This is a genomic window from Rheinheimera sp. MMS21-TC3 (assembly GCF_032229285.1).
Lineage (GTDB): Bacteria > Pseudomonadota > Gammaproteobacteria > Enterobacterales > Alteromonadaceae > Alishewanella.
This window is the reverse complement of sequence record NZ_CP135084.1, coordinates 934,978-958,258: the sequence shown is the minus strand read 5'-3', so window position 1 is coordinate 958,258 and position 23,281 is coordinate 934,978. Positions and strand designations below refer to the sequence as shown.

Here is a 23,281-nt window from a genome sequence, read left to right as displayed (position 1 = left end):
AATTTTAATGATTACAAGCTTAGCTAAATTCACCTAAACCACCATAAGCATGTAAACGGTTATATAAGGTTTTAGCGCTAATGCCCAACATTTCTGCTGCTAAGGTTTTATTGCCATCGACTTTTTTTAAGGTCAAATAAATTAATTCTTTTTCTACTTCTTCAATTGTTTTGCCCGCTGTTAAACCTTGTTGTTTATCTTTATTAAATGAAAAAGGAGAAGCAAAAACCTCAGGTAACACTAAGTGGCTAGACTTGGTATCGCTCATAATAACGGCTCTATGTATAGTATGGCGTAACTCGCGCACATTACCCGGCCAGTCATATGCTTCTAAGCGTTTAATTTGTGCCGCCGTTAACACATAACTAGTATTATTTTCATTATTAAATTGCAATAAAAACAATTTTGCTAATAAACTAATGTCGGCTGTTCTTTGCCGTAAAGGTGGGATTTCAATTGGAAATACCGCCAAACGAAAGTAAATATCTTCCCGTAAAATATTTTGTTCTGCAATTTGCTGTAATGAACGGTTAGTGGCAGATACAATGCGACAATTCACGGCTGTTTCTTTAGTGCTACCAACCCTAATAACCTGTTTAGTTTCTAGCACTCGCAATAAAGTTGGTTGCATATCTATTGGCATTTCAGTGACTTCATCTAAAAATAAAGTGCCATTTTCTGCTTGCTCAAACACCCCAGTCTTTTGCGCTATAGCACCGGTAAAAGCGCCTTTTTCATGACCAAATAATTCACTACCAATTAATTCTTTTGATAAACCACCACAGTTAGTGGCTACTAAAGGGCCTTTAAGACCACTAGCGCTATGAATAGCCGCGGCAACCACCTCTTTACCAACACCGCTTTCCCCCATTAGCATCACATTCGCTGAGGTTTTAGCTACCCGCTCAATCATGCTATAAAGCTGCTGCATAGGCGCTGACTCACCTACTAAGCAGCCAAAGTGCATGGGTGGCATCTTAATAGCTGACGCTATCTGCTTAGGTTTTGCACCGCTGAGCACTCGTTCTAAATCTTCACGCTGGATGGGCTTAATTAAGTAATCTACTTTTGGCCCGCATAATTCTGCAACTACAGATTTAACGGATGGATGCCCTGTAATAAAAGTCACTTTTGGCATAACGCTTAATTGCTTTAGCCTATCCATCAAATGTAAACCGCTACCATCAGGCAGCATAAAATCCAGTAAAACATGATCAAAACTATTATTTTCAAGCCACTCATGGGCTTGCTTTAAGTCATGAGCAATATCTACGGTATGGCCTAAAAACTCCATAATATGGCTGGCTACTTTGGTAAATTCCTGATCATCATCTACTAGCAAAATTGATAACAAAGTTAAGCTCGCAATAAATAATTAAACACTATAGTTAATATCACTATCCGGCACTAGGCTTGAACCTAAAGTGAATAGTAAAGACTGGCTAACTGATATTAGGCCAATAAAAAGTTAAATAGAAGTTTTTATTAACCTTATAGCACAAGAAAAATTACAATGTATTTATTAATAAGAGGAAAATAATAAGATAATTTAGATAAAATCAACAAAATAATAAGCTATATAGCTGAAATAAAAAAGGCGCCGTAGCGCCTTTTCTCTTAACCTTTAATACTTATTCCCATTCTATTGTAAACAAGACATTTTTATCTTTTATATTCAATGGCTTATTTTCCTGCTAATTGGTAATACCATGAAAAATACCATGCTCAGAAAAGGCTTAACAATATTTTGAAAAATTGCCTACTGAGCGCTGCCGCACAGCTCCATAGGCCGCTTTCCTGGCTTTGCTTCCAGATGTATGCTCTTCTGCTCCTGCAGCTAATGGATCACCGCAAACAGGTTACTCGCCTGGGGATTCCCTTTCGACCCGAGCATCTGTATGATACTCATGCTCGATTATTATTATAGAAGCCCCCATGAATAAATCGCTCATCATTTTCGGCATCGTCAACATAACCTCGGACAGTTTCTCCGATGGAGGCCGGTATCTGGCGCCAGACGCAGCCATTGCGCAGGCGCGTAAGCTGATGGCCGAGGGGGCAGATGTGATCGACCTCGGTCCGGCATCCAGCAATCCCGACGCCGCGCCTGTTTCGTCCGACACAGAAATCGCGCGTATCGCGCCGGTGCTGGACGCGCTCAAGGCAGATGGCATTCCCGTCTCGCTCGACAGTTATCAACCCGCGACGCAAGCCTATGCCTTGTCGCGTGGTGTGGCCTATCTCAATGATATTCGCGGTTTTCCAGACGCTGCGTTCTATCCGCAATTGGCGAAATCATCTGCCAAACTCGTCGTTATGCATTCGGTGCAAGACGGGCAGGCAGATCGGCGCGAGGCACCCGCTGGCGACATCATGGATCACATTGCGGCGTTCTTTGACGCGCGCATCGCGGCGCTGACGGGTGCCGGTATCAAACGCAACCGCCTTGTCCTTGATCCCGGCATGGGGTTTTTTCTGGGGGCTGCTCCCGAAACCTCGCTCTCGGTGCTGGCGCGGTTCGATGAATTGCGGCTGCGCTTCGATTTGCCGGTGCTTCTGTCTGTTTCGCGCAAATCCTTTCTGCGCGCGCTCACAGGCCGTGGTCCGGGGGATGTCGGGGCCGCGACACTCGCTGCAGAGCTTGCCGCCGCCGCAGGTGGAGCTGACTTCATCCGCACACACGAGCCGCGCCCCTTGCGCGACGGGCTGGCGGTATTGGCGGCGCTGAAAGAAACCGCAAGAATTCGTTAACTGCACATTCGGGATATTTCTCTATATTCGCGGTTCAGCAGGCATGTCCCCTTTGAGGGCGACCCGACGACAGGATAATCGACCTTATGGTGCGCAAATATTTCGGCACAGACGGTATTCGTGGCAAAGCCAACGAAGGCGCGATGACGGCGGAAACCGCCTTGCGCGTCGGCATGGCGGCTGGCCGTGTCTTTCGTCGCGGTGACCACCGCCATCGTGTCGTGATCGGCAAGGATACGCGCCTGTCGGGCTATATGCTTGAACCCGCGCTCACAGCCGGTTTCACCTCGATGGGCATGGACGTATTCCTTTTTGGCCCGCTGCCGACAACGTATAACTTATCAATTGGTTTTTTTTATGTCTATTGATATATTTTTATTGAAGGTTTATAGGTTTATAGGTTTATAGGTTTATAGGTTTATAGGTTTATAGGTTTATAGGTTTATAGGTTTATAGGTTTATCTTAGATATTATTTCATTCTAGTGTTTGAGCTCTTAAGCAGTTTGAGACTTAAGTTGTTTATAGGCGCGTATCTTTTGATAGAGAAAATAGAGACCTAATAAAATGCTATAGAGTACAGCACCGATTAGCCAAAGTGTGCCATCCCAGTTTGTAACCGTTTTTGCAAAGGAAAATGCAAAAATGGGCGGTCCAATTATTCCGGTAATATTAGTGAGGCTAACCATGATACCTTGTATCTTTCCTTGATGTTCATCTGCTGTCTTTATAGAGATTAATCCTTGTAATGCCGGTAAGGCGATGCCTCCTCCTGCTAATAAGATCAATGTAGGAATTACGAGCCAAACTTGAGAGATAAAGGCCAGTAATAAGAATGCGCTCGCATCTAGTATAAATCCGAGAATAAATACGGTTTCATTTTTCCAGCGAGATGCGATATATCCTGCGACAAAAGCCTGAAAGATAATATGCATTAACCCTAGCCCTGCAAGGGATAAACCAATGTTAAAGGTATTCCACTCAAAACGGTACTCAGTAAATAGAACCCAAGTTGATGCAGGGATTTGTCCGATGAGTTGTACTGTAAAAAACAGCATGAGAAGTAGCAAAACGGGTTTGAGAATATGAATTAGCGGGGCATTGATGGTGGTTTTTTCATGAATTTTAGATTGATCTTGCTCGATTTCTTTTGGGCGTGATTGCTCTTTAGGGAAGAGGATAATGACCATGATAAGAGCAATGGCATTTAAAATTGCGGCAATGATAAAGGGGAAATGTGCAGAATATTGTCCGATAAATCCACCAATAGCGGGTCCGGCAATGAGTCCCGCCCCAAAAGCTGCGCCTAACTTTCCAAACCATTTAGTTCTCTCTGCTTTTTTTGTGTGATCTGCGACCATTGATGCTGCTACGGCTCCTGTTGCAGCAGAAATGCCGGCAATCATTCTCCCTAGATAGAGCATCCATAAGGCGCTAGAAAATGAGAGTAGGGTGTAATCACAAACAGCGCCTATTAATGAGAGAATCAAGACCGGTTTTCTGCCAAATTTATCCGAGAGTTGTCCTAATATTGGTGCAAAAATAACTTGCATCAGCGCATAGATTGCGAGGATAAAACCATAATGAGTGGCGATAGACTCTTTGACAGAGAACTCTTCTAAAAGTGTTGGTAATACAGGCATGATTAAGCCCATTCCTGTTGCATCTAGGAAGGTAATTAAGAGGGCGATTGTGATATAGCGATTCATCATTATAAGTTTCCCTATCATTGATAGATTTGAAGGTGTGGAAATATAACCCTATCAGTGATAGAGTGTCAAGAAAATAATAAGGAATAATGATGGCAAGATTAGATAAAAAAAGAGTAATTGAAAGCGCTTTAGCGCTTTTAGATGAAGTAGGGATGGAAGGGTTAACGACTCGAAAATTGGCGCAAAAGCTGAATATTGAACAGCCGTCCCTCTATTGGCATGTCAAAAATAAGCGGGCGTTGTTAGATGCTTTATCGGTAGAAATTTTGTTACGGCATCATGATCACTTTCAACCTCAAAAGGGCGAGTACTGGGCGGATTTTCTGCGAGAAAATGCGAAAAGCTTTCGTAGGGCGTTATTAAGTCACCGAGATGCGGCAAAAATCCATTTAGGAACAAGACCCTCGCCGGAGCAGTTTGAGACCGTTGAAGCTCAACTTGCATTTCTCTGTGAGCAAGGTTTTAGCTTGGAAGAAGCTCTTTATACATTAGGTGTTGTGAGTCATTTTACGCTTGGCTCTGTTTTAGAAGAGCGTGAGTACTTAGAAGCGATGCGTGATGATGATCCTGCAATTCATGCGGCAATGCCGCCACTTTTAACAAAAGCTTTAGAGATTATGGAGCAAGATACGGGGGAGAAACCTTTTCTGTTTGGTTTAGAAGTGATTATTTTAGGCTTAGAAGCGAAGCAAAAACAGAAGAAGGGGAATCAGGAGTAAAATTGCTAGAAAATAACAGAGAACCTGCTTTGGGATAAAAGGAGGTTCTCAATTTATCATCTACTAGAGATGTTTTGGTTAGATGCGAAAATGGAAAAGGTTCTAAATACGCGCTCTTAGAGTTCTTTAGTCTTTGAGAAGATTAAGTTCTTTCGTTTCAGTGTAATAGCCATTTCCGCCTACAAAGACTTGTTCAATATCATTTTGGGCGGTGGTGACTAATTTAACACTGATCTCAGAGGGAGAGTTGAGCGAATAGCCTTGTTCAAATTGATAGAGAGGTTTTTGAATATTGTGTTTCGCATGTAGATAGCAAGCTAGGGCGCAGTTAGATGTGCCGGTAGCAGCTTCTTCATTAATATCGTATCTCGGTGCGAAGTTTCTACAGATGATACGATCATTGTTAAAAGTATAGAGATGAAAGCCGATAGTGTTATATCGCTCGCTAACAGCTTTAATCTCTTCAAAGTGAGGTTGCAATTGGTGGAGCATTGTTTCACTTTGAATCGGAATCAAAATATCTCTTAATCCTGTGGAAACAATTACGTATAGGAAGAATAAACGCCCTTTTCACCCAAGTCCAACAGCTTTGGACCGCAGTTGACTCTTTCGACACCCCTGCGATGCAACCCAATCCGGCTGACGGGGAGCCAGCAACGCTGAAAATTTACCCTCCTCTTTCCCACTAGCGGCTCCTTTTCCGACAACCAGCACGGCGGATCCCTGCCGCGGCGCTGTGAACGCAGCATTTTGATTGGTATCGTTGGCCTTCAGGCTCGTCAGTCAAACAGACCCAGGAGCAGCTCAGCCGGTGGCGCCCGGCTTTCGGGTAACGCCCTGGTCCCGCTGGTTTCGGCTTTGTGCTTCAGGTGATCAAGGATCTGCTTGATCACTATAGGGTCTTCAATGCAGGCGATGACTTTCATGGCGCCGCCGCAGCCGCTGCAGGTCTCGATGTCGATATTGAAAACACGCTTGAGCCGTTGCGCCCATGTCATCGACGCTCGCCGTTGTGCTGGTGTTGCCGGTTCATCAGCCACCCTGACCTTGTTGCCCCTGCCCCGTTTTGCCGGCGTGACCAACGCCCGGTGCCGACTGTTGGGTGCGAACACCCCGTGGAAGCGGGTTAGGTTGACTCTGGGCTTCGGTACCAGGGCGGCCAGCCTTGCAATGAAATCCAATGGTTCGAAAATGACGTGCGTGGTGCCGTCCCGGTACGGCGTCTTGAGCTGGTAGCGCACGTTGCCGCCTCGTGTTAACGACAGCCGCTTCTCGGATACCGCCGGGCGGCTGATGTACCGGCACAGCCGTTCGAGCTTCTTGCGTTCATCGGCCCTGGCCGCCACGCCGGCGTGCAGGCTGAACCCGGCTACCTTGCCAATCCCGTCACCGAACGGATCACCACTGGTCGGCAGAGTTTGCAAAGTGAACACCTTTCGCCCCGCCTGTGAACCGACAGCGATACGGTAAGTGATCGAGTGCCCCAGCAGGGGTGTCATCGGGTCGTCATCCACCGCATCCGAGGCCAGATAGCTGTTTTCGACATCCCGTTCCAGCAGGCCTTGCCGTTCCAGATAGCGACCCACCCGGTGGGCGATGGTGTGCGTCAGCTGGGTGAGCTCTGGGCTGGTCGGCGCCTTGACCCAGCGGAAACGCGCTGAGCCGTGGGATTGCTCGACATACACACCGTCGAGAAACAGCATGTGGAAGTGAACATTCAGATTGAGCGCCGATCCAAAACGCTGGATCAGGGTGACCGCGCCCGTCTTGGCCACTTGGTGGGTATGGCCCGCTTTCTTGACCAGGTGCGTGGCAATGACGCGGTAAACGATGCCCAGCACCCACCCCATGATCTCGGGCCGGCTGGCAAACAGGAAACGCAGCTGAAACGGGAAACTCAACACCCACTGACGCATGGGTTGTTCAGGCAGTACTTCATCAACCAGCAAGGCGGCACTTTCGGCCATCCGCCGCGCCCCACAGCTCGGGCAGAAACCGCGACGCTTACAGCTGAAAGCGACCAGGTGCTCGGCGTGGCAAGACTCGCAGCGAACCCGTAGAAAGCCATGCTCCAGCCGCCCGCATTGGAGAAATTCTTCAAATTCCCGTTGCACATAGCCCGGCAATTCCTTTCCCTGCTCTGCCATAAGCGCAGCGAATGCCGGGTAATACTCGTCAACGATCTGATAGAGAAGGGTTTGCTCGGGTCGGTGGCTCTGGTAACGACCAGTATCCCGATCCCGGCTGGCCGTCCTGGCCGCCACATGAGGCATGTTCCGCGTCCTTGCAATACTGTGTTTACATACAGTCTATCGCTTAGCGGAAAGTTCTTTTACCCTCAGCCGAAATGCCTGCCGTTGCTAGACATTGCCAGCCAGTGCCCGTCACTCCCACTCTATTGTAAACAAGACATTTTTATCTTTTATATTCAATGGCTTATTTTCCTGCTAATTGGTAATACCATGAAAAATACCATGACCAGATCATGAGGTTGAACACGGCTTGCGCCGGCAGCGTTCACGCTCCTGGTCGGCGATCTCGCCCGGCTGCAATGCTAGCTCAGCATCGGTCATGCGCTCCAGCACGTCGCGTAGGCGGATGGTGCAAGGAATGGGCGGCAGCTCGAACTCATAGCCGCCGGCGATCATTTCGGCCGCAATCTCCTCGGTGATGAAAAACGGCTCGTCGTCTTGGTTCGGCTTCTTCATGCCCTTTCCTCCTGGCGCTCATCCTGGCCGACAGCGGCCAGGGCATCGGCTTCCGTCAATGCGTCCTCCACGAACGCGCCGTGCTGCTTCGCTTCGGCCTGGCTGACCTCGGCCCATATCCGTTTCACCTGGGCCGCACTGTACCCGGCCAGCTCGGCGGTCTTGTTGATGCTGTAGCCGGACTTGCGCAGCGCGACAACTTGGGCGCGGCGCTTCGGATCAGCACGGCGGCCCTTGTACCGCCCGGCCTGGCGGGCCAACTCAATGCCTTGGCGCTGGCGTTCGCGCCTGTCCTCGTAGTCGTCGCGGGCCATCTGCAAGGCCAGGCGAAAAAGCATGATCTGCACGGCTTCCAGCACGATCTTGGCGACGCCCTGGGCCTCGGCCGCCAGGTCGGATAGATCGACCACGCCAGGGACGGCCAGGCGTGCGCCTTTGGCCTGTATCGAGGCCACCAGGCGCTCGGCCTCGGGCAAAGGTAGGCGGCTGATGCGGTCGATCTTCTCGGCAATGACCACCTCGCCGGGCTGTAGGTCGCCGATCATGCGCAGCAGCTCAGGCCGGTCGGCGCGTGCGCCGGATGCCTTCTCACGGTAGATGCCGGCGACGTAGTAGCCGGCGGCCTTCGCGGCCGTAGTGATCGCCTCTTGGCGTTCCAAGTCCTGCGCGTCGGTGCTGACGCGCAGATAGACCCGCGCCACCATCGGCGCGGCTACTGGCTTCGTCCTGCGCATACTTGCGGGCTCCTTTGGGCATACTCAAATGCACCCATCTTAAACTGGCAGGCCAATTTATCACATATCGATCTAAATGCGCCTAGCTCATTTTTACAGCTTAAATGAGCTATTGAGCACACTCCATATTTCGACTATTATTGAAACATGGAAACGATAAATGCTGTAGCCGCCCTGGCGGCCATCGCTCAAGAATCGCGCCTCGCGGTGTTCCGGCTTCTCGTCCAGGCCGGCCCCGCCGGCATGGCCGCCGGAAAAATCAGCGAAGCGGCCGGCATCCCGCCGTCTTCGCTATCCTTCCACCTGAAAGAGCTGGCACACGCCGGCATGGTCACGTCGCGGCAAGAAGGCCGATTTGTGATCTACGAGGCGAACTTTTCGACGGCCACTAACCTGGTGGCCTTTCTCACGGAAAACTGCTGCGGCGGCCAGGTGTGCAACCTGTCTTGCACCACGGAAGCCGGGAAGGTGTTGGCATGAGACTTCGCCATCTTTCCGACCCCGATTCTTTGCCCGCTTTGGACAAATCCTTTGCCATCGAGCGCCCGGCGCTCGGGCTGGCACCCGACGCCCCGCCGGTGCGTATCCTGCTGCTGTATGGCTCGCTGCGCGCCCGCTCGTTCTCACGGCTGGCCGTCGAGGAAGCGGCCCGGCTGCTGCAATTCTTTGGCGCAGAAACACGCATCTTCGACCCGTCCGATTTGCCGTTGCCCGATCAAGTGCAAAGCGACGATCACCCGGCCGTCAAGGAGCTGCGCGCCCTGTCCGAGTGGTCAGAGGGACAAGTCTGGTGCAGCCCGGAACGCCACGGTCAGATTACCAGTGTCATGAAGGCGCAGATTGACCATCTGCCGCTTGAAATGGCCGGCATCCGGCCGACCCAAGGCCGCACCCTGGCCGTGATGCAGGTATCCGGCGGCTCGCAGAGCTTCAACGCCGTGAACACCTTGCGTCTGCTCGGCCGCTGGATGCGAATGTTCACCATTCCGAACCAGTCGAGTATCGCCAAAGCGTTCCAAGAGTTCGACGCGGCGGGCCGCATGAAGCCCTCGCCGTACTACGACCGAATAGCCGATGTGATGGAAGAACTGGTGCGCTTCACGGCGCTGGTACGGCCGCACCGTGAAGCACTGACAGACCGCTATTCCGAACGGAAAGCGGCCGGCCACGTCATCGACGAGGCCACCGATCTTTCATCCATCGCCATTGCTCCCCAGCCACTACCAGAAAGCGAAACATCATGACCGAAAGAATCTATAACGTCCTCATCCTCTGCACCGGCAATTCGGCGCGCAGCATCATGGCCGAAGCTCTCATCAACACGATGGGGCAAGGGCGCTTCCGCGCCTACAGCGCCGGCAGTCACCCAACCGGCAAGGTCAATCCCTTCGCCGTCGAAAAGGTGGAGTCGGTGAATTACCCGACCGAGAATCTGCGCAGCAAGAGCTGGGACGAGTACGCCACGCCCGACGCACCGAAGATGGACTTCATCATCACCGTCTGCGACAACGCCGCCGGCGAAATGTGTCCGGTGTGGCCTGGTCAGCCGATCTCGGCGCATTGGGGATTTGAAGACCCGGCCGCCGTCGAAGGCACTGACGCCGAGAAGCGCCGGGCCTTCGAACAAACCTTCCGGCACATGATGAACCGCGTCCGCCTGTTCGTGAATCTGCCTCTCAAAATGCTTGACCAGACGGCCATCAAGCGCGAGCTGGCGAACATCGGCAAGACCGAGCAGGAAGCATGAGCGCCGGCGCACAGGCCATCGCCGCGAAGCCGCGCCAGGCCCCGATGAGCGGCTTCGAGCGTTACCTGACGCTGTGGGTGGCCCTGTGCATCGTCGCCGGTGTTGCGCTCGGCCAGGGCCTTCCTGACGTGTTCCAGGCCATAGGCCGCATGGAAGTGGCCCAGGTCAATTTGCCGGTGGGCCTGCTGATTTGGGTAATGATCGTCCCGATGCTGGTCAAGATCGACTTCGGGGCGCTGCACCAGGTCAAAGAGCATTGGCGCGGCATCGGCGTCACGCTGTTCGTGAATTGGGCCGTCAAGCCATTCTCGATGGCCCTGCTGGGGTGGCTGTTCATCCGACAAGTGTTCGCTCCGTTCCTGCCGGCCGATCAACTGGACAGCTACATCGCGGGCTTGATCTTGCTGGCCGCCGCGCCCTGCACGGCAATGGTGTTCGTGTGGAGCCGCCTTACCAACGGCGACCCGCTTTTCACGCTCTCGCAAGTGGCTCTGAACGACGCCATCATGATCGTGGCCTTCGCGCCCATCGTCGGCCTGCTGCTGGGCATGTCCTCGATCTCGGTGCCTTGGGACACGCTGCTGATTTCGGTCGTGCTCTACATCATCGTGCCGGTGATCCTGGCGCAGCTCTTGCGGCGGCATCTGCTCAAGCAAGGACAGGCCGCCTTTGAACGGGCCATGCAGAAGATCGGGCCGTGGTCGATGGCCGCGCTGCTGCTGACGTTGGTTCTACTGTTCGCCTTCCAGGGCGAGGCCATCATCCGGCAGCCGTTAGTGATCGCCATGCTAGCCGTGCCGATCTTGATTCAAGTGTTCTTCAATTCCGGGTTAGCCTACTGGCTGAACAAGCGGGCGGGGGAAAAGCACTCTGTCGCCTGTCCTTCGGCCCTGATCGGTGCCAGCAACTTCTTCGAGCTGGCCGTGGCGGCCGCCATCAGCTTGTTCGGTCTGCACTCCGGCGCTGCATTGGCAACCGTGGTCGGCGTCCTGGTCGAAGTGCCGGTGATGCTGCTGGTCGTGCGCGTGGTGAATCGCTCGAAGAGCTGGTACGAACGAGGTTGAACATGAGTAGGAAAAAACTGAGGAAATGATTGCAGATTGCCGCGCCGGCCGCTTCCTGGCGCATTCGATCACTGACCTGGAACACCTAGTATCCATGCTTGCTGAGGTCGCCCGATGACAGACCCAAAGAACCTAGAGAACAGGCTGCATGAGAAGGCCGACCCGGCCCGCGCCGTTTCCACTGGTCGGGTGCGCTACACACTGGCCGAACTACTGGCCGACGCGGAAGCATCCGGGGCTTACCCGCTGCCGCCGGAGGAACGCGAATGGATGGATGCGCCGTCTGTGGGTCGGGAATGGCCAAACAGTGAAGATTGAAAAAGGCGGCCAGTTCGAGTGGCCGCCCTTTCGTCATTAGCTGCACGCTTGGCGCAAGGCGTTCATTGCTTCTTGAAAATCAGCCTGTGTCGCCCGGCCCGTTTCAGCTTGGTAGTACACCACCATAAAAGCATTAGCGACGGCTTCGGCCAATGGCCCAAGGCTCCGCGCTTCCGCTTGGTTGATGTACTCCAAAGAAGAAAGAATAGCCGCTGCTTGATGCACTGCTTGCCCTGGTTCGATAATATGTTGTGTTGTCATAATTCACCTCTCCAGTAGGTGTTGATTGAAAGTGCCGGGCTGGTTGTGGCCAGCCCGGTGCGCCTACAGGTACAGCCCCGCCGCCTCCGCGAATGCTGACCGCTCATTCCTGCCGCCATTAACCTCAATACTTATCGGCTTAGTTTCGCTCTCTCTCATAGGGTCTGGCCGTGATACAAAAGCGGCTGTTTCTGTCTCTGCATCGACCTCGGTCGATTGATCACCCAGCGGCGAAATAAATACCTGGCTGACTTCTTCCCTTGGCGCTTCATCCAGGGCCGCCAATGCGGCCATGTATGTTGATGTCGTCATCGTGCTAACTCCTGACTTCGTTACTATCTGGGCCAGAATCGGCGCCCAAGCTATTGCCCTCGAACTGGCCAGATTGGCTTGCTTCTTTCGGCTCCATGCTTTCGCGTATCGAAGCAGCCAGTTTTCCGCCTGTGGTTTCGCTCACTCGCTCCTGGAATCCCTGCTTCACTTGAGAGCCGACACCCTTGGCTAACTCGGAGGCCGTGCCTGTGGCCAGCTTCGCGGCCTTGGCAAAGCCGCCACCGCTTGAGCTACTGCCGCTGTCACCAAAGCCAGCCGCTTGGGCGAATGGGCTACTGCCAGCAGTACCCGCTTCACCACCACCGTTTCCGCCACTGCTGACAACTGACCCCATGCTGGACATGTCACCGCCGGTTTCCATACTCGCTGATGCTTTCTGAAAAGCCGCTTGGAGTGCACTTGCACCTCCGGCTGCACCGGCTGCGGCACCCATAACCGCTTTACCTGCCAGGGCAGCGCCGCCAGTTGCCATACTGGCCGCCGTCACCGCCGCCCCAACTGCCGCACCCGCACCGAAGTTTCCAATTCCACCGGCTGCGCCAATACCACCACCAGACACAAGACCAGAAATCATCGGCGGAACTTTGTTGACCAAGAAAAGCAAGATGACCGATATAACCAACATCACGGCCAGTTCCTGGGATGCCATGTTCTCGCTGATTTGCGTGTAGTAGTGATTGATGAACTCTTTGCCAATCGCAACCAGAAGCACCATTGCCATAAGCTGTGCGGCCAGGCCCAGCACGGTCTTGTAGTAATTGATCGCCATGTCGGAAGTCCAACGACTTCCACCAAAGCCAAGGAAGAACACACCGGCATACAACAGAATCCAGGCTGATGCGAGCAACAGCAACAGGTTGACCGCAATCAACGCCAGGACAAACAAAACAGCCAGGGCCATTAGCTCCATGACCAGAGCAGTTGCCATCTGCCGCCATCCCAGCTCCGAGGTGGCCTGTACTGTGCGGTTGTATAACTCGAAACCAAGATCAAGGATGCTGGAGGGCCCAAGATTGCTATTGGAAAGTCCCCCCGCCTGCGCGCCCAGAGTTTGCAATGACTGAACAATCGTACCGGCGATATTCATGCCCTGGTTCGCATTCGTCAGCAACCACCAGAAAAAGCCGGTGAAGATCGTGAAGCGAACGAACTCCGCGAAGAACTCGCCAATGTCGGCCTTGCGCAAAGCCATCATGCCGAATGTCCAGACCATCGAAATCACAACCAGCGTCCAGAACAAACGCGATGCAGCGGACTCAATAGCTGGCCCCCATGTTGCGGCAGCATCATGAAAACGCTTGAGCACATCATTCATAACACCGCTGCTACTTAGCTCCTGCGCCATTGCAGGTTCAGCCAGCACCATTGTGGCGACCATCATCAAGCCACCTAGAGCAATTTTCTTTCTCATGGCGACCACCTCAATAATCATCTTTAGGGCTGGGCTTGAACTCCCACTGACGCATCTGCTTGGCCTTCTGGAATGCTCTGCATTCCTCGGTAAAGGCCTCTCGGTTCGCTTCGCTGCGCATTTCATTCAGTGCTGCCTGGAACGCATCGGGGGCACACGTCGCCGCATTTGGTTCGGGCATCCTTTCCTGTTCACATCCAGCCAACAACAGCAACGTAGCCGCGGTAGTAAAAAAGATTTTTTTCATCTCACCGCCTCCCTAGTAGTTGTCTGCCGGACTCGGGCGAAACGTCCAGGTACGCATTTGCTCGGCCCTGGCATCACCTCGCGCCTCGGCATCGAGTTCTGCTGCAATCCGGGCTGCCTCCGCGTTGTGTTGGGCGGTCAACATGGTGCGAATCTGCAAGAGCTGATTGGCCTGCTGGCTGGCGAGCTGGTTGGCGTAGCCGATGGCCTGTAGCTGGCCAGTTGCACCCTGGGCCGCGCCTTGCAGCCGCTCCAGGGTACGGGCGTCATCCTTCAAAGCCTTTTGCTGGTCGGCAACGGTCTGGAACAGGGCATCGTTGGCCTTCTTTTGCGACTCTGACGCCAGGCGGCGGTTCTCTTCCATCGCTGCCTTTTCGGCCGGCGTGCATCCGCCGCTGCCGTTGAAGCATGGCGAGCTGCGGTAATAGGCCACGTCCTGAAACTTGGCCAGGTAACGATCCAGGCTGCCTAGCTGGTTCTCGTAATAGGCCAGCGTGTTTTGCGCGGCAATCAGCCGGTTGATCGTAGTCTGCGCCTGATCCCAGATATACGCGGCTGGGGCCATCGTGTTCTGGAGCTGATTTTCGTACTGCTGCAACTGGGTCTGGTACTGCTCAATCTGCTTGAGCGTCTGCGCCACCGACTCGATGGCCGTCATGATGTTCTGGGCCAGGTTGCCGCCGTCGATGACGGGGATACCAGCTTGCACAGGGGCGGTGGTAGTGGTGATAAAGCCGGTTGCGAGTGCAACGGCTAGAGCGGTTTTTTTAGCCGCTAAAATTTTGGACTTCATGGTCGTACTCCGTCGATGAAAAGAAGGCATTGCCTTGACCAAGCGTTGTGCTTGTTCTCGGCAACGTTTCATCGAAGAGCTACGCCACTAGCTGATCGGTATTGCCCTTGGCGCTGAGGCCCGGACTTACAAACGTAAAACTACTCTGTTTTTTTATCGCTTTCGGACAAGCCAACTTCCCGGCCAATCTCTTCAAGCTCTAGCGGCTGTACTGCCGCCGTCAGTATTTCGCGTATTTCCGCGTCGGTGCTCCTATCGTTGAGCGCTGCTCGAACTTTCAACGCACGGTGCACCTCGGCGGGTAAATTCCTGATAAGCACATTTGCCATATCAATACCCTTTTGGTGTACCCGACAACCATGCTATCAAAGATATTAAAAATAGCAAGACCTATACTCTTGCAACCGGCGGTAGCCGATCAGCCCCGCAGGGCAGGATTCCCGTTGAGTGCCCCCGGCGCGAATAAGGGACAGTGAAGATAGATAACCGGCTTGCCGGTTAGCTAACTTCACCCATCCTGCCCGCATTTCACCCACTATTGAAAATCTAGCGCATATCGAACGTAAAGCGTTTTATCGTCAAACAAACACCGATTCTTGGCAACATAACCGTAATCGTCACCAAATCGGCCTGCAATCGACATAGTCGCTTCAAAATCGCTGCTCAATCGGCTTTAAATCGGAACCTAAAATGCCAACAATCGACACAAACCATTCGCCCCGATGGGGCGAGTTGGACGCCAAAAAAGAAGGGCATAACCCGCCCCTCAAGTGTCAATGAACACAAGAAATTTGCCTCCCCTCCCGTCATACCACTAAGGCGACGTATTGATACTTGAGGGGCAACCTTTCCTGATGTTGACACCTTCACGCAGGTTACTGGTTATGGGCGTCCAACACACACGGCTCATTCCTGCTTGGTAATAATAAGAATAATAATCTTCTTATTATTCTTACCGAACGAATGGGCACTGCTTAGCCATTTCACGTTTCGAGCCAAGGTTTCAGTACAGATAACTACAAGTGCACACAGCGGCCCTCCAGCACCGTTAGACGCAGATTCTGCTTCAGCTCATGGAATAAGGGACTCCGGGTTGTTTTCCCCTCTCACAAGGCGTTTCAGCGGCCACTGAAGCCGCCTTCTCTTCTTGGCGTTAAACCATCGGCCTATGGCCGATTGATAAAGCCCGCCAGGGCTTTATTGGCAAGGTCAGAACGCGCCCTCAAGGCGCGAGCTGCACCGCGCATGATGGATTATCTTTAGATAATCTTGGATGGATTTCCCAAACTGCCCGCAAAGCAGCGCACCGTCTGGGTTTTCCAAATTGGGACGGGGAACGTTACGACGGCAGAAGGGGAGCGTTACGACGGTAACAAGGGAACGTTACGACGGTAAACGGGTGCAGTTGCCGTGGGGCCAGGCCTCTTGATCTCCCATTTTCCCTTGGCGTATTCGTTCACTACCCAACCCACGGCGGCAAGTTCGGCCAGTGCCTTCCGGGCAGTCTGACGGCGTTTTTTCATAGCTTCGGCATTGGCTTCATCTGGCCAGACATAGCCGCAAAGCGTGTCCAGTTCCACGCGCCCGGATTTGCCGGGGTCGATCCAGCCGCATAGCCGTTGGTGCATCAGCCGTGCCGGATCAGTCTGTAGCACCCGCACTTCCGCCATGTCGATACGGGCATATGGACGATGCCCCAGGATCGCTTCGGCAATACGCGGATTCAGGGCAACCCATAGCCTGCCGTCCGTCTCGTCAAAAGCATGACTCATCAGGTGGAACGCGGCTTGCCGCCGTCCCTTCGTCACAAGGATGGTGACGTTCGACATGCGCAGCAGGCTGGCTTTGAGCGCCTTGATGTTGTCGCCGCTATCCGTCATGCCCGTTTCTGAGAGCAGTTTGGTCAGGCTCTCACGAACCACCAAGCCGTCTTGCTCAATGGCTTCGAAACGGGGTTCAAGGAATAGCCGTAGCTGTCGCCCCGTCTCACTGGTCGGTTCCGGGGTTAGCAAGATGCCGTTCGGGCCGCCAAGGGCCACGATGCCTTGCAAAAGACGCATATCATCGGCCCCGAGAGGTTCGAATCCGACGAAACGCATGGATTCGTCCTCGCCAAAGGTGTAGGTCACGTCCAGCTTGCAGCGTTTGCGATCGCCACGCTTGAGGCTGCGGAACAGGCCAGGTGCCAAACAGTGCGCGGGATCATGTCGGACGTGGGTCAGGTCATGCTTAGGCTTCTTCACGCTGTCTCCTTTTCACCTTGCACTGCCGCTCCAGTACAGCAGGCTTCAACACGCCGCCGTCGTGCCGTCTAAACCAGAGTTCTTGAAAAGGTGCGCCATAGTTGGCCTTGCTGACGCCAAAGCGGACAAAATACCCACGCTGACAATCATCGACCCCCAGTATCTCGGCCTCGCCTTGCGTCATGCCGGATAGGTACGATTGCCAACGGATGTTATCAACCAGTACGGACGATCCACGACTGGCCTGCTGTTGATCGCCCGACCCCATCATGGCTGCGCTTTTACTCGCGTGGTGCAGAAACACAATGGAGCAGCCTGTATCAGCGGCTATGGCCTCCATGTGCCCAACAACCTGCGCCATCGGCCCGCTAGCGTTCTCCTCCTCAATGTGGAAGCGCCGCAAAGTGTCCAAGATCATCAAGCGACGACCTTCAGCGGCTCGTTTGAGAGCATCGAACCAGCTAGCAGCCATGATGTTTGGGCATTTACCGATCAAGGGTTCAATGAGCAAACCATCAGCCACGGCTTGCCGTTCCGCTGCGCTGAGGTGTGCCCCAAGGGCGTGCAGACGATGGTGAATAGCGGCCGGTGGATCTTCAGCAGGCAGATAGACCACTTGCCCGGTGGGAAACTCGCCTATTTCAAGTAAATCAGGCCCGCCTGCAATCTGTGCAGCCAATTGAAGGGCCAACATGGATTTACCAGCCCCACCAGGCGACACAAGAGCACCAACAGTGCCAGCAACCATATTAGGCAGAACATAATCAATGGGTGGCGGCAATTCCGTGAAAGCCGCCATAAGATCAAGAGCCATATAACTAGCCCTCTATAGGGCCAGGTCGCGCAGCTTGATCACCCGATGATTTACGTGCCTCAATCCACTCTTCGACCTCTGACAAATCCCAGGCGACATTTCTACTGGTTAACGCGATACGGCGTGGAAAATCCCCTCGCTGCTCCAGGTTATAAATTGTTCGTGTCGAAAGCGGGATCATCTCCAGGAGCTTCTTCCTGTTGATGAGGGTCTTTATATTTTGCATGGGTCAATACCTCTCAAATGAATAGTTGCTATTCATCGAGTAGCTGCGCGAAGCAGCTAATCGGTAATTGACCTGCCCGATGCCAATGGCGGCCTTATTTATAAATTCACGGCATCAACTTCAATGCTATCAAAGATAGCAAAAACATCAACCCTTACTGCCTCCCGAAGTCCACTCATCAATCATATCGGCCCAATCCTGCAACATCGCCGCCCGCTGCTCGCGGTACTCAGCCTTGTTGTAGACAGCCCTCACGCCCTTCTGCTCGTGCGCCAGGCACTTCTCGATCCAGTCGGTGTTGTAGCCGGCCTCATGCAACAGCGTGCTGGCTGTGCGCCGCAAATCATGCGGTCCGAACTTGGTAAGTGACTTCCCATCTTTCTGCGCCGCCTTGTAAGTCAGCGTCAGCACCTGGTTAAGTGTGGCAGCGCTCATCGGCGCATCCGAGTCGTACCGTGATGGCAAAACGAAGTCGGAACCACCGGCAAAGGTTTTCATGGCAATGAAAATATCCAGAGCCTGCTGGGACAGAAATACCAGGTGCGGGTTACGGCGTTTCATCCGCTCCTTTGGAATCGTCCACAACGCTTCGCTGAAATTGATCTCGCTCCAGGTCGCATTGGTCAGCTCGCTCTTGCGCACCATCGTCAGCAATAACAGCTTGGCCGCCGCACGGTTTGTTGGGCTTGTGCCCACTCGCTCCATGTACTGGTACATCAGCCCAATTTCTTCTGGCGTCAACGCTCGGTCACGTGGCTCGAATCGAGCGATGCTTGTTGGGCGCACCAGTTCTGCCGGGTTTTCGACCTTCTGCCCACGCTCGATGGCCCAGCGAAATACCTGCAACACGATTTCACGCACATGAACGGCGGTGGCCGGTGCGCCTCGCTCAACAATGGCATCAGCCAGCGCCCGCAAGTCTTCGTGGGTGATCTCCACCAGCTTCTGATTGCTGAATTTCGGCTTCAGCTCACGCTCATAAACCGAGCGGCGCATATCGCGGGTGGAGTCGGTGTCAACAACAATCCAATAGTGATCCACCCCAACAATTTAAAAGTGATCCACTACTCCTTGGGTTTATCCATTAATCCGGCTTGTTTCTTTTCCTTAATTCGGTAACTATCTCCTTTAATTTGTAAGATATGAGAGTGATGTAAAACTCTGTCTAACATGGCTGATGTAAGCGCAGTGTCATTTGCAAACACTTGTCCCCACTGACCAAAGGGTAAGTTGCTTGTTAATATTACTGAGCCTTTTTCATAGCGTTTTGCTATCACATCAAACAGCAATTTAGCTTCATGTGCATTGAACGGCAGATAACCGATTTCATCGATAATAAGCAATCTTGGCGCAATGACTGAGCGCTGCATAACCTGCTTATAGTTTTCTTGCCGCTGTGCTGTGGCAAGTTGCAGGATTAAATCTGATGCACTGATAAAGCGGGTTTTGATACCAGCTTGTACGGCTTTATAACCCAAGGCAATGGCGATATGCGTTTTGCCAACGCCTGATGGCCCCAGCATGACAACGTTCTCTTGTCGTTCAATAAAGGACAGCGAGGCTAATTCTGTTACCTGTTTTTTAGGTACACCGGTGGCGAAGCTAAAATCAAAGCCCTCTAATGTTTTGTTTCCAGGAAAACCGGCCATTCGAGTAAACATATGTTGTTTGCGTTGATGGCGTGAGCGCTTTTCACATAAAAGCGCTTGCTCTAAAAAGCTCAGATAATCCCACTCTTCTTTGGCGGCTTGCTGAGCTAAATCACAGGCATTAGTATCAATGCCGGCGAGTTGTAACTCTGCACTAAGCGCACTAATTCGCGATAATTGTAGGTTCATATGGCCTCCATCAGCTGGTCATAAACACTAAGGTCATGATGTAGTGGTTGCTGATTAAATACCCTTAGTGATGGCAAGGGGACGCTCGTATCCAGTGAAGCAACAAGGGGTAATATTAACGGCGGTAACGCCTGTAATACCTTGCGCTCTTCAATGAGCCGCTCAGCAGGTTTTTGTTTAGTGGTGTCATGAATACGCTGATGCGCCACCGTTTCAAGCCATATCACAACCTCTTCATTCGCACTCTGCACATCTAATGTTTGCCCTAATGCCATTAACTTTGTATTGAACGGCCTAAAAAAGTTATCACGGACATAACGTACCATTCGTTCAACTTTGCCCTTGGTTTGTGGTCGGTAGGTATGGCACAGTTTGGGAATAAACCCCATGCTTTTAGCAAACTGATAAAATGCCTGATTAAGCTTGTGCTGGCCTTCTCCATAGGCATTGCGCTCAACGACAACCGTTTTCATATTGTCGTACCATACTTCGCGGGGAATACCTTGGAAGTAGTCAAATGTTAAGCGATGACAATGTTCAAGTGTGTCGTAGCGCATGTTATCGGTGAAGACCACCATCATCGCACGACTAAAGCCTAAAACGGCGATAAACGCATGAATGGGCTGCTTGCCACCTCGCATTTGCCCCCAGTCTACCTGCATTTGTTTACCGACTTCGGTTTCAAACCGCACAACCGGCTCTGGTATGGGCTTACCACGGTATTGATATAAATATTGTCTCAATAAAGACAAACTACCGGTATAACCGAGTTCTTTGACTTCACGAAATAATACTTCACCAGAAAGGTGTACCGGTTTAGCTTGCGTAATACGCGAATGTAAGAATGATTTATAGGGTTCAAGCAATGAACGGCCTTTAGCTCGCGCTGTGTAAACGGGCGTATCTAATGCGGCTCGAAGGTAGCGCTTAACCGTGTTACGCGAGATGCCAAGTTGTTTAGCAATAGCACGTTGGGACAGGCCTTGTTGGTGCAAAATCTGAATTTTCATGAGCTCTTCTTTTGTGATCAAGGTGCCTCCGAAAAAGCACCATAGTGAAAACAAGTGGATCAGATTTCAATTGTTATAGTGGATCAGTTTTGCATTGTTGGTAACAGTCGGCCATCTGGTAGCCACGCAGCCACTTCTCCGCCCAGGCACCGAACGTCTCTGCATCTTTCACCCGCGCCTTGTCTCGGGCTTTCTCCTTGGCCGGCGACTTGCCCGCCGCAACCATCTTCTTGGCGTCACCCAACAGCTCGCGGGCTTCGGCCAGGGTGATGCCACCGACACCATAACGCCCAAAGGTGATGGTCTCCTGCCGACCGTTGATTGAGTAGTTGTAACGGAACGAGATGGAGCCGGCTGGAGTCACTGCCACATAGAGACCTTCCCGGTCATTCACTTTGTAGAGTTTGTCCCTGGGCTTGAGATTGCGCAGCTTGGTATCGGTCAGCATGTACCTTGTCCTTCTTCGTCTCCGATACCATGCTGAAAAAATCTCGAATTTATCGTATTTTTTCTTACGAAACAGTAACTTATAGAATATTAATACCATGAACACACAAAAGAACGCAGCATGGTATCGGCATCAATCATGGCATCGCCAAACCATAATACCAGCTTTAATGCCATGCTCAAACGGTGCTTGGCGCTTCCTCCCGTTGCCAGATCGTGCCAAACACAAACAAAAAAAAGCCCGCAATTACGCGGGCTTAGCGGCATTTCATGCCATCAGGTGCCTGGCTGTGCCAGACGCGGAATCATTCCCACTCAATAGTTGCCGGTGGTTTACCTGATATATCGTACACCACACGCGAAATACCATCTATTTCATTAATAATGCGATTAGATACTTTACCTAAGAAGTCATAAGGTAAATGGGCCCAGTGTGCGGTCATAAAGTCGATAGTTTCTACAGCACGCAATGAGACTACCCAGTCATATTTACGCGCATCGCCCATAACACCAACTGATTTTACCGGTAAAAACACCACAAAGGCTTGGCTTACTTTATTATACAAGTCTGCTTTTTGCAGTTCAGAAATAAAGATGGCATCGGCGCGGCGTAAAATATCGCAATACTCTTTTTTAATTTCGCCCAGCACTCGTACGCCTAAACCTGGCCCAGGGAAAGGGTGACGATATAGCATGTCGTAAGGTAAGCCCAACTCTAAACCAATTTTACGTACTTCGTCTTTAAACAATTCACGCAGCGGTTCCACTAAACCAAGCTTCATATGCTCAGGTAAACCTCCCACATTGTGGTGCGATTTAATAACATGAGCTTTACCCGTAGCAGAACCAGCTGATTCAATAACGTCAGGATAAATAGTACCTTGGGCTAACCACTTAGCGTTAGCTAACTTTTGCGATTGCTCATCAAACACCTCAACAAAAACTCGACCTATTGTCTTGCGCTTTTGCTCAGGATCGGTCTGGCCAGCTAAGGCAGCTAAAAAGCGTTGTTCAGCGTCCACTTTAACAATATTTAACCCAAAGTGATCGCCAAACATATCCATCACTTGCTGGCCTTCATTTAAACGCAGCAGGCCGTTATCAACAAAGACACAATGTAAGTTTTTACCAATAGCACGGTGTAATAACATAGCCGTAACTGAGCTATCTACGCCGCCTGATAAGCCTAAAATAACTTCATCGTCACCAATTTGTTGCTTTAAACGCTCAACCGCATCTTCAATAATGGTTGCTGGTGTCCATAGTTGCTCGCAACCACAAATATCGACCACAAAATGCTGTAATATACGTTGGCCTTGGCGAGTATGCGTAACTTCTGGGTGAAACTGAACGCCATAAAATTTACGTTCAGCATCAACCATAGCTGCATGTGGGCAGGTTGGCGTAGTGGCACAAGTAATAAAGCCTGCTGGTATTTCAATCACTTTATCGCCATGACTCATCCAGACATCTAGCTGAGCATTACCGTTAGCACTGATATGATCTTCAATTTTGGCAAATAATTCATTCGCGGCTGTTACCTCTACCTGAGCATAGCCAAACTCGCGCATATCAGAGCCAAGCACTTTACCACCTAGCTGTTCGGCCATGGTTTGCATACCGTAGCAAATGCCTAACACCGGCACGCCAGCTTCAAACACATACTGCGGCGCACGCGGTGAATTGGCAGCGTGTACGCTTTCTGGGCCGCCAGATAAAATAATGCCTGTTGGATTAAATTCTTTAATTTGCTCAGCACTAACATCCCAAGCCCATAGCTCACAATAAACGCCAATTTCACGCACACGGCGGGCAATTAATTGCGTATATTGCGAACCAAAATCGAGAATTAAAATACGATGGTGATGAATATTTGTGTTCATAGCGACCTTTAAAATAGAGCGGCCA

Annotated in this window: 26 protein-coding genes and 2 pseudogenes; 8 read left to right on the top strand and 20 right to left on the bottom strand. The window is 51.9% G+C overall.

The features are described from left to right. Positions 1 to 19: 19 nt before the first annotated feature. Positions 20 to 1,354, bottom strand: a complete 1,335-nt coding sequence (locus RDV63_RS04840) for a sigma-54 dependent transcriptional regulator (protein WP_313908376.1) — start codon at positions 1,352 to 1,354, stop codon at positions 20 to 22. 581 nt (positions 1,355 to 1,935) lie between these two features. Between RDV63_RS04840 and sul2 the strand changes: the two genes are divergently transcribed. Further along, the gene (gene sul2, locus RDV63_RS04835; RefSeq protein ID WP_001043260.1) at positions 1,936 to 2,751 is read left to right on the top strand and encodes a sulfonamide-resistant dihydropteroate synthase Sul2; all 816 of its coding nucleotides are present in this window, start codon (positions 1,936 to 1,938) and stop codon (positions 2,749 to 2,751) included. An 86-nt stretch (positions 2,752 to 2,837) separates the two neighbouring features. Then, entirely contained in the window at positions 2,838 to 3,119 is a 282-nt protein-coding gene (locus RDV63_RS04830; RefSeq protein WP_021461774.1) for a phosphoglucosamine mutase, read from the top strand. Positions 3,120 to 3,246: 127 nt separating this feature from the next. Here the strand turns inward: RDV63_RS04830 and tet(31) are convergent, their stop codons facing one another. Beyond that, positions 3,247 to 4,458 carry a tetracycline efflux MFS transporter Tet(31) gene (gene tet(31) / locus RDV63_RS04825; RefSeq protein ID WP_031204920.1) on the bottom strand — a complete coding sequence of 404 codons (1,212 nt, stop codon included), beginning with the start codon at positions 4,456 to 4,458 and terminating at the stop codon, positions 3,247 to 3,249. A 92-nt stretch (positions 4,459 to 4,550) separates the two neighbouring features. Here tet(31) and tetR point away from each other — a divergent pair, with 92 nt between their 5' ends. After that, entirely contained in the window at positions 4,551 to 5,180 is a 630-nt protein-coding gene (gene tetR / locus RDV63_RS04820; RefSeq protein ID WP_021461772.1) for a tetracycline resistance transcriptional repressor TetR, read from the top strand. Positions 5,181 to 5,306: 126 nt separating this feature from the next. On the opposite strand, the gene RDV63_RS04815 is transcribed toward tetR, so the two are convergent. The 4 genes from RDV63_RS04815 to RDV63_RS04800 form a co-directional block, all read right to left on the bottom strand. Continuing rightward, positions 5,307 to 5,696: a PhzF family phenazine biosynthesis protein gene (locus RDV63_RS04815; protein ID WP_021461771.1), complete on the bottom strand. Its 390-nt coding sequence runs from the start codon at positions 5,694 to 5,696 to the stop codon at positions 5,307 to 5,309. Positions 5,697 to 5,959: 263 nt separating this feature from the next. Beyond that, entirely contained in the window at positions 5,960 to 7,453 is a 1,494-nt protein-coding gene (locus tag RDV63_RS04810; RefSeq protein WP_015344975.1) for an IS91-like element ISVsa3 family transposase, read from the bottom strand. Between the two features lie 210 nt (positions 7,454 to 7,663). Then, the gene (locus tag RDV63_RS04805) at positions 7,664 to 7,888 is read right to left on the bottom strand and encodes a hypothetical protein (RefSeq protein ID WP_000743213.1); all 225 of its coding nucleotides are present in this window, start codon (positions 7,886 to 7,888) and stop codon (positions 7,664 to 7,666) included. After that, a complete protein-coding gene (locus RDV63_RS04800; protein WP_001366550.1) occupies positions 7,885 to 8,622 on the bottom strand; it encodes a recombinase family protein in 738 nt (245 codons plus the stop codon). The genes RDV63_RS04805 and RDV63_RS04800 overlap by 4 nt, the downstream gene beginning before the upstream one ends. Before the next feature lie 147 nt (positions 8,623 to 8,769). On the opposite strand from RDV63_RS04800, the gene RDV63_RS04795 reads away from it, so the two are divergent. From RDV63_RS04795 to RDV63_RS04775, 5 genes are all read left to right on the top strand, one after another. Beyond that, a complete protein-coding gene (locus tag RDV63_RS04795) occupies positions 8,770 to 9,102 on the top strand; it encodes an ArsR/SmtB family transcription factor (protein ID WP_000447876.1) in 333 nt (110 codons plus the stop codon). Continuing rightward, complete coding sequence (arsH, locus tag RDV63_RS04790; RefSeq protein ID WP_001239389.1) at positions 9,099 to 9,866, top strand: arsenical resistance protein ArsH; 768 nt, start codon at positions 9,099 to 9,101, stop codon at positions 9,864 to 9,866. Before RDV63_RS04795 ends, arsH begins: the two co-directional genes overlap by 4 nt. Then, the gene (locus RDV63_RS04785) at positions 9,863 to 10,369 is read left to right on the top strand and encodes an arsenate reductase ArsC (protein WP_000140066.1); all 507 of its coding nucleotides are present in this window, start codon (positions 9,863 to 9,865) and stop codon (positions 10,367 to 10,369) included. The genes arsH and RDV63_RS04785 overlap by 4 nt, the downstream gene beginning before the upstream one ends. Further along, positions 10,366 to 11,433: an ACR3 family arsenite efflux transporter gene (arsB, locus tag RDV63_RS04780; RefSeq protein WP_001272375.1), complete on the top strand. Its 1,068-nt coding sequence runs from the start codon at positions 10,366 to 10,368 to the stop codon at positions 11,431 to 11,433. The genes RDV63_RS04785 and arsB overlap by 4 nt, the downstream gene beginning before the upstream one ends. 114 nt (positions 11,434 to 11,547) lie before the next feature. Beyond that, a complete protein-coding gene (locus tag RDV63_RS04775; RefSeq protein WP_000131871.1) occupies positions 11,548 to 11,751 on the top strand; it encodes a hypothetical protein in 204 nt (67 codons plus the stop codon). Positions 11,752 to 11,787: 36 nt separating this feature from the next. Here the strand turns inward: RDV63_RS04775 and RDV63_RS04770 are convergent, their stop codons facing one another. From RDV63_RS04770 to guaA, 14 genes and pseudogenes are all read right to left on the bottom strand, one after another. Then, complete coding sequence (locus RDV63_RS04770; protein WP_000211355.1) at positions 11,788 to 12,012, bottom strand: type I toxin-antitoxin system ptaRNA1 family toxin; 225 nt, start codon at positions 12,010 to 12,012, stop codon at positions 11,788 to 11,790. A 63-nt stretch (positions 12,013 to 12,075) separates the two neighbouring features. Further along, positions 12,076 to 12,324 (bottom strand): hypothetical protein, encoded by a 249-nt coding sequence (locus tag RDV63_RS04765; RefSeq protein WP_000213809.1) that lies wholly within the window; start codon positions 12,322 to 12,324, stop codon positions 12,076 to 12,078. 4 nt (positions 12,325 to 12,328) lie between these two features. Further along, positions 12,329 to 13,756, bottom strand: coding sequence for a P-type conjugative transfer protein TrbL (trbL, locus tag RDV63_RS04760; protein ID WP_001405816.1), 1,428 nt, complete (start codon positions 13,754 to 13,756; stop codon positions 12,329 to 12,331). Positions 13,757 to 13,766: 10 nt separating this feature from the next. Continuing rightward, entirely contained in the window at positions 13,767 to 14,003 is a 237-nt protein-coding gene (trbK, locus tag RDV63_RS04755) for an entry exclusion lipoprotein TrbK (protein ID WP_000718002.1), read from the bottom strand. Positions 14,004 to 14,015: 12 nt separating this feature from the next. Further along, positions 14,016 to 14,795: a P-type conjugative transfer protein TrbJ gene (gene trbJ / locus RDV63_RS04750; RefSeq protein ID WP_000836966.1), complete on the bottom strand. Its 780-nt coding sequence runs from the start codon at positions 14,793 to 14,795 to the stop codon at positions 14,016 to 14,018. Between the two features lie 140 nt (positions 14,796 to 14,935). Further along, entirely contained in the window at positions 14,936 to 15,124 is a 189-nt protein-coding gene (locus tag RDV63_RS04745; protein WP_000024442.1) for a FitA-like ribbon-helix-helix domain-containing protein, read from the bottom strand. A gap of 1,032 nt (positions 15,125 to 16,156) precedes the next feature. Continuing rightward, positions 16,157 to 17,038 carry a replication protein C, IncQ-type gene (repC, locus tag RDV63_RS04740; RefSeq protein WP_000743064.1) on the bottom strand — a complete coding sequence of 294 codons (882 nt, stop codon included), beginning with the start codon at positions 17,036 to 17,038 and terminating at the stop codon, positions 16,157 to 16,159. Beyond that, positions 17,025 to 17,852, bottom strand: a complete 828-nt coding sequence (locus RDV63_RS04735) for a helicase RepA family protein (RefSeq protein WP_001162384.1) — start codon at positions 17,850 to 17,852, stop codon at positions 17,025 to 17,027. The genes repC and RDV63_RS04735 overlap by 14 nt, the downstream gene beginning before the upstream one ends. A 4-nt stretch (positions 17,853 to 17,856) precedes the next feature. After that, positions 17,857 to 18,078 carry a helix-turn-helix transcriptional regulator gene (locus RDV63_RS04730; RefSeq protein WP_001179606.1) on the bottom strand — a complete coding sequence of 74 codons (222 nt, stop codon included), beginning with the start codon at positions 18,076 to 18,078 and terminating at the stop codon, positions 17,857 to 17,859. A 147-nt stretch (positions 18,079 to 18,225) separates the two neighbouring features. Then, positions 18,226 to 19,089: pseudogene (locus RDV63_RS04725) on the bottom strand (tyrosine-type recombinase/integrase); the annotation flags it as partial. Between the two features lie 53 nt (positions 19,090 to 19,142). Further along, positions 19,143 to 19,916 carry an IS21-like element helper ATPase IstB gene (gene istB, locus RDV63_RS04720; protein WP_070049612.1) on the bottom strand — a complete coding sequence of 258 codons (774 nt, stop codon included), beginning with the start codon at positions 19,914 to 19,916 and terminating at the stop codon, positions 19,143 to 19,145. Next, positions 19,913 to 20,947, bottom strand: coding sequence for an IS21 family transposase (gene istA, locus RDV63_RS04715; RefSeq protein WP_313908190.1), 1,035 nt, complete (start codon positions 20,945 to 20,947; stop codon positions 19,913 to 19,915). The genes istB and istA overlap by 4 nt, the downstream gene beginning before the upstream one ends. Positions 20,948 to 21,032: 85 nt before the next feature. Beyond that, positions 21,033 to 21,374 (bottom strand): annotated as a pseudogene (locus RDV63_RS04710) (Arm DNA-binding domain-containing protein); the annotation flags it as partial. A 304-nt stretch (positions 21,375 to 21,678) separates the two neighbouring features. Beyond that, positions 21,679 to 23,256, bottom strand: a complete 1,578-nt coding sequence (guaA, locus tag RDV63_RS04705) for a glutamine-hydrolyzing GMP synthase (protein WP_313908375.1) — start codon at positions 23,254 to 23,256, stop codon at positions 21,679 to 21,681. Between the last annotated feature and the right edge of the window lie 25 nt (positions 23,257 to 23,281).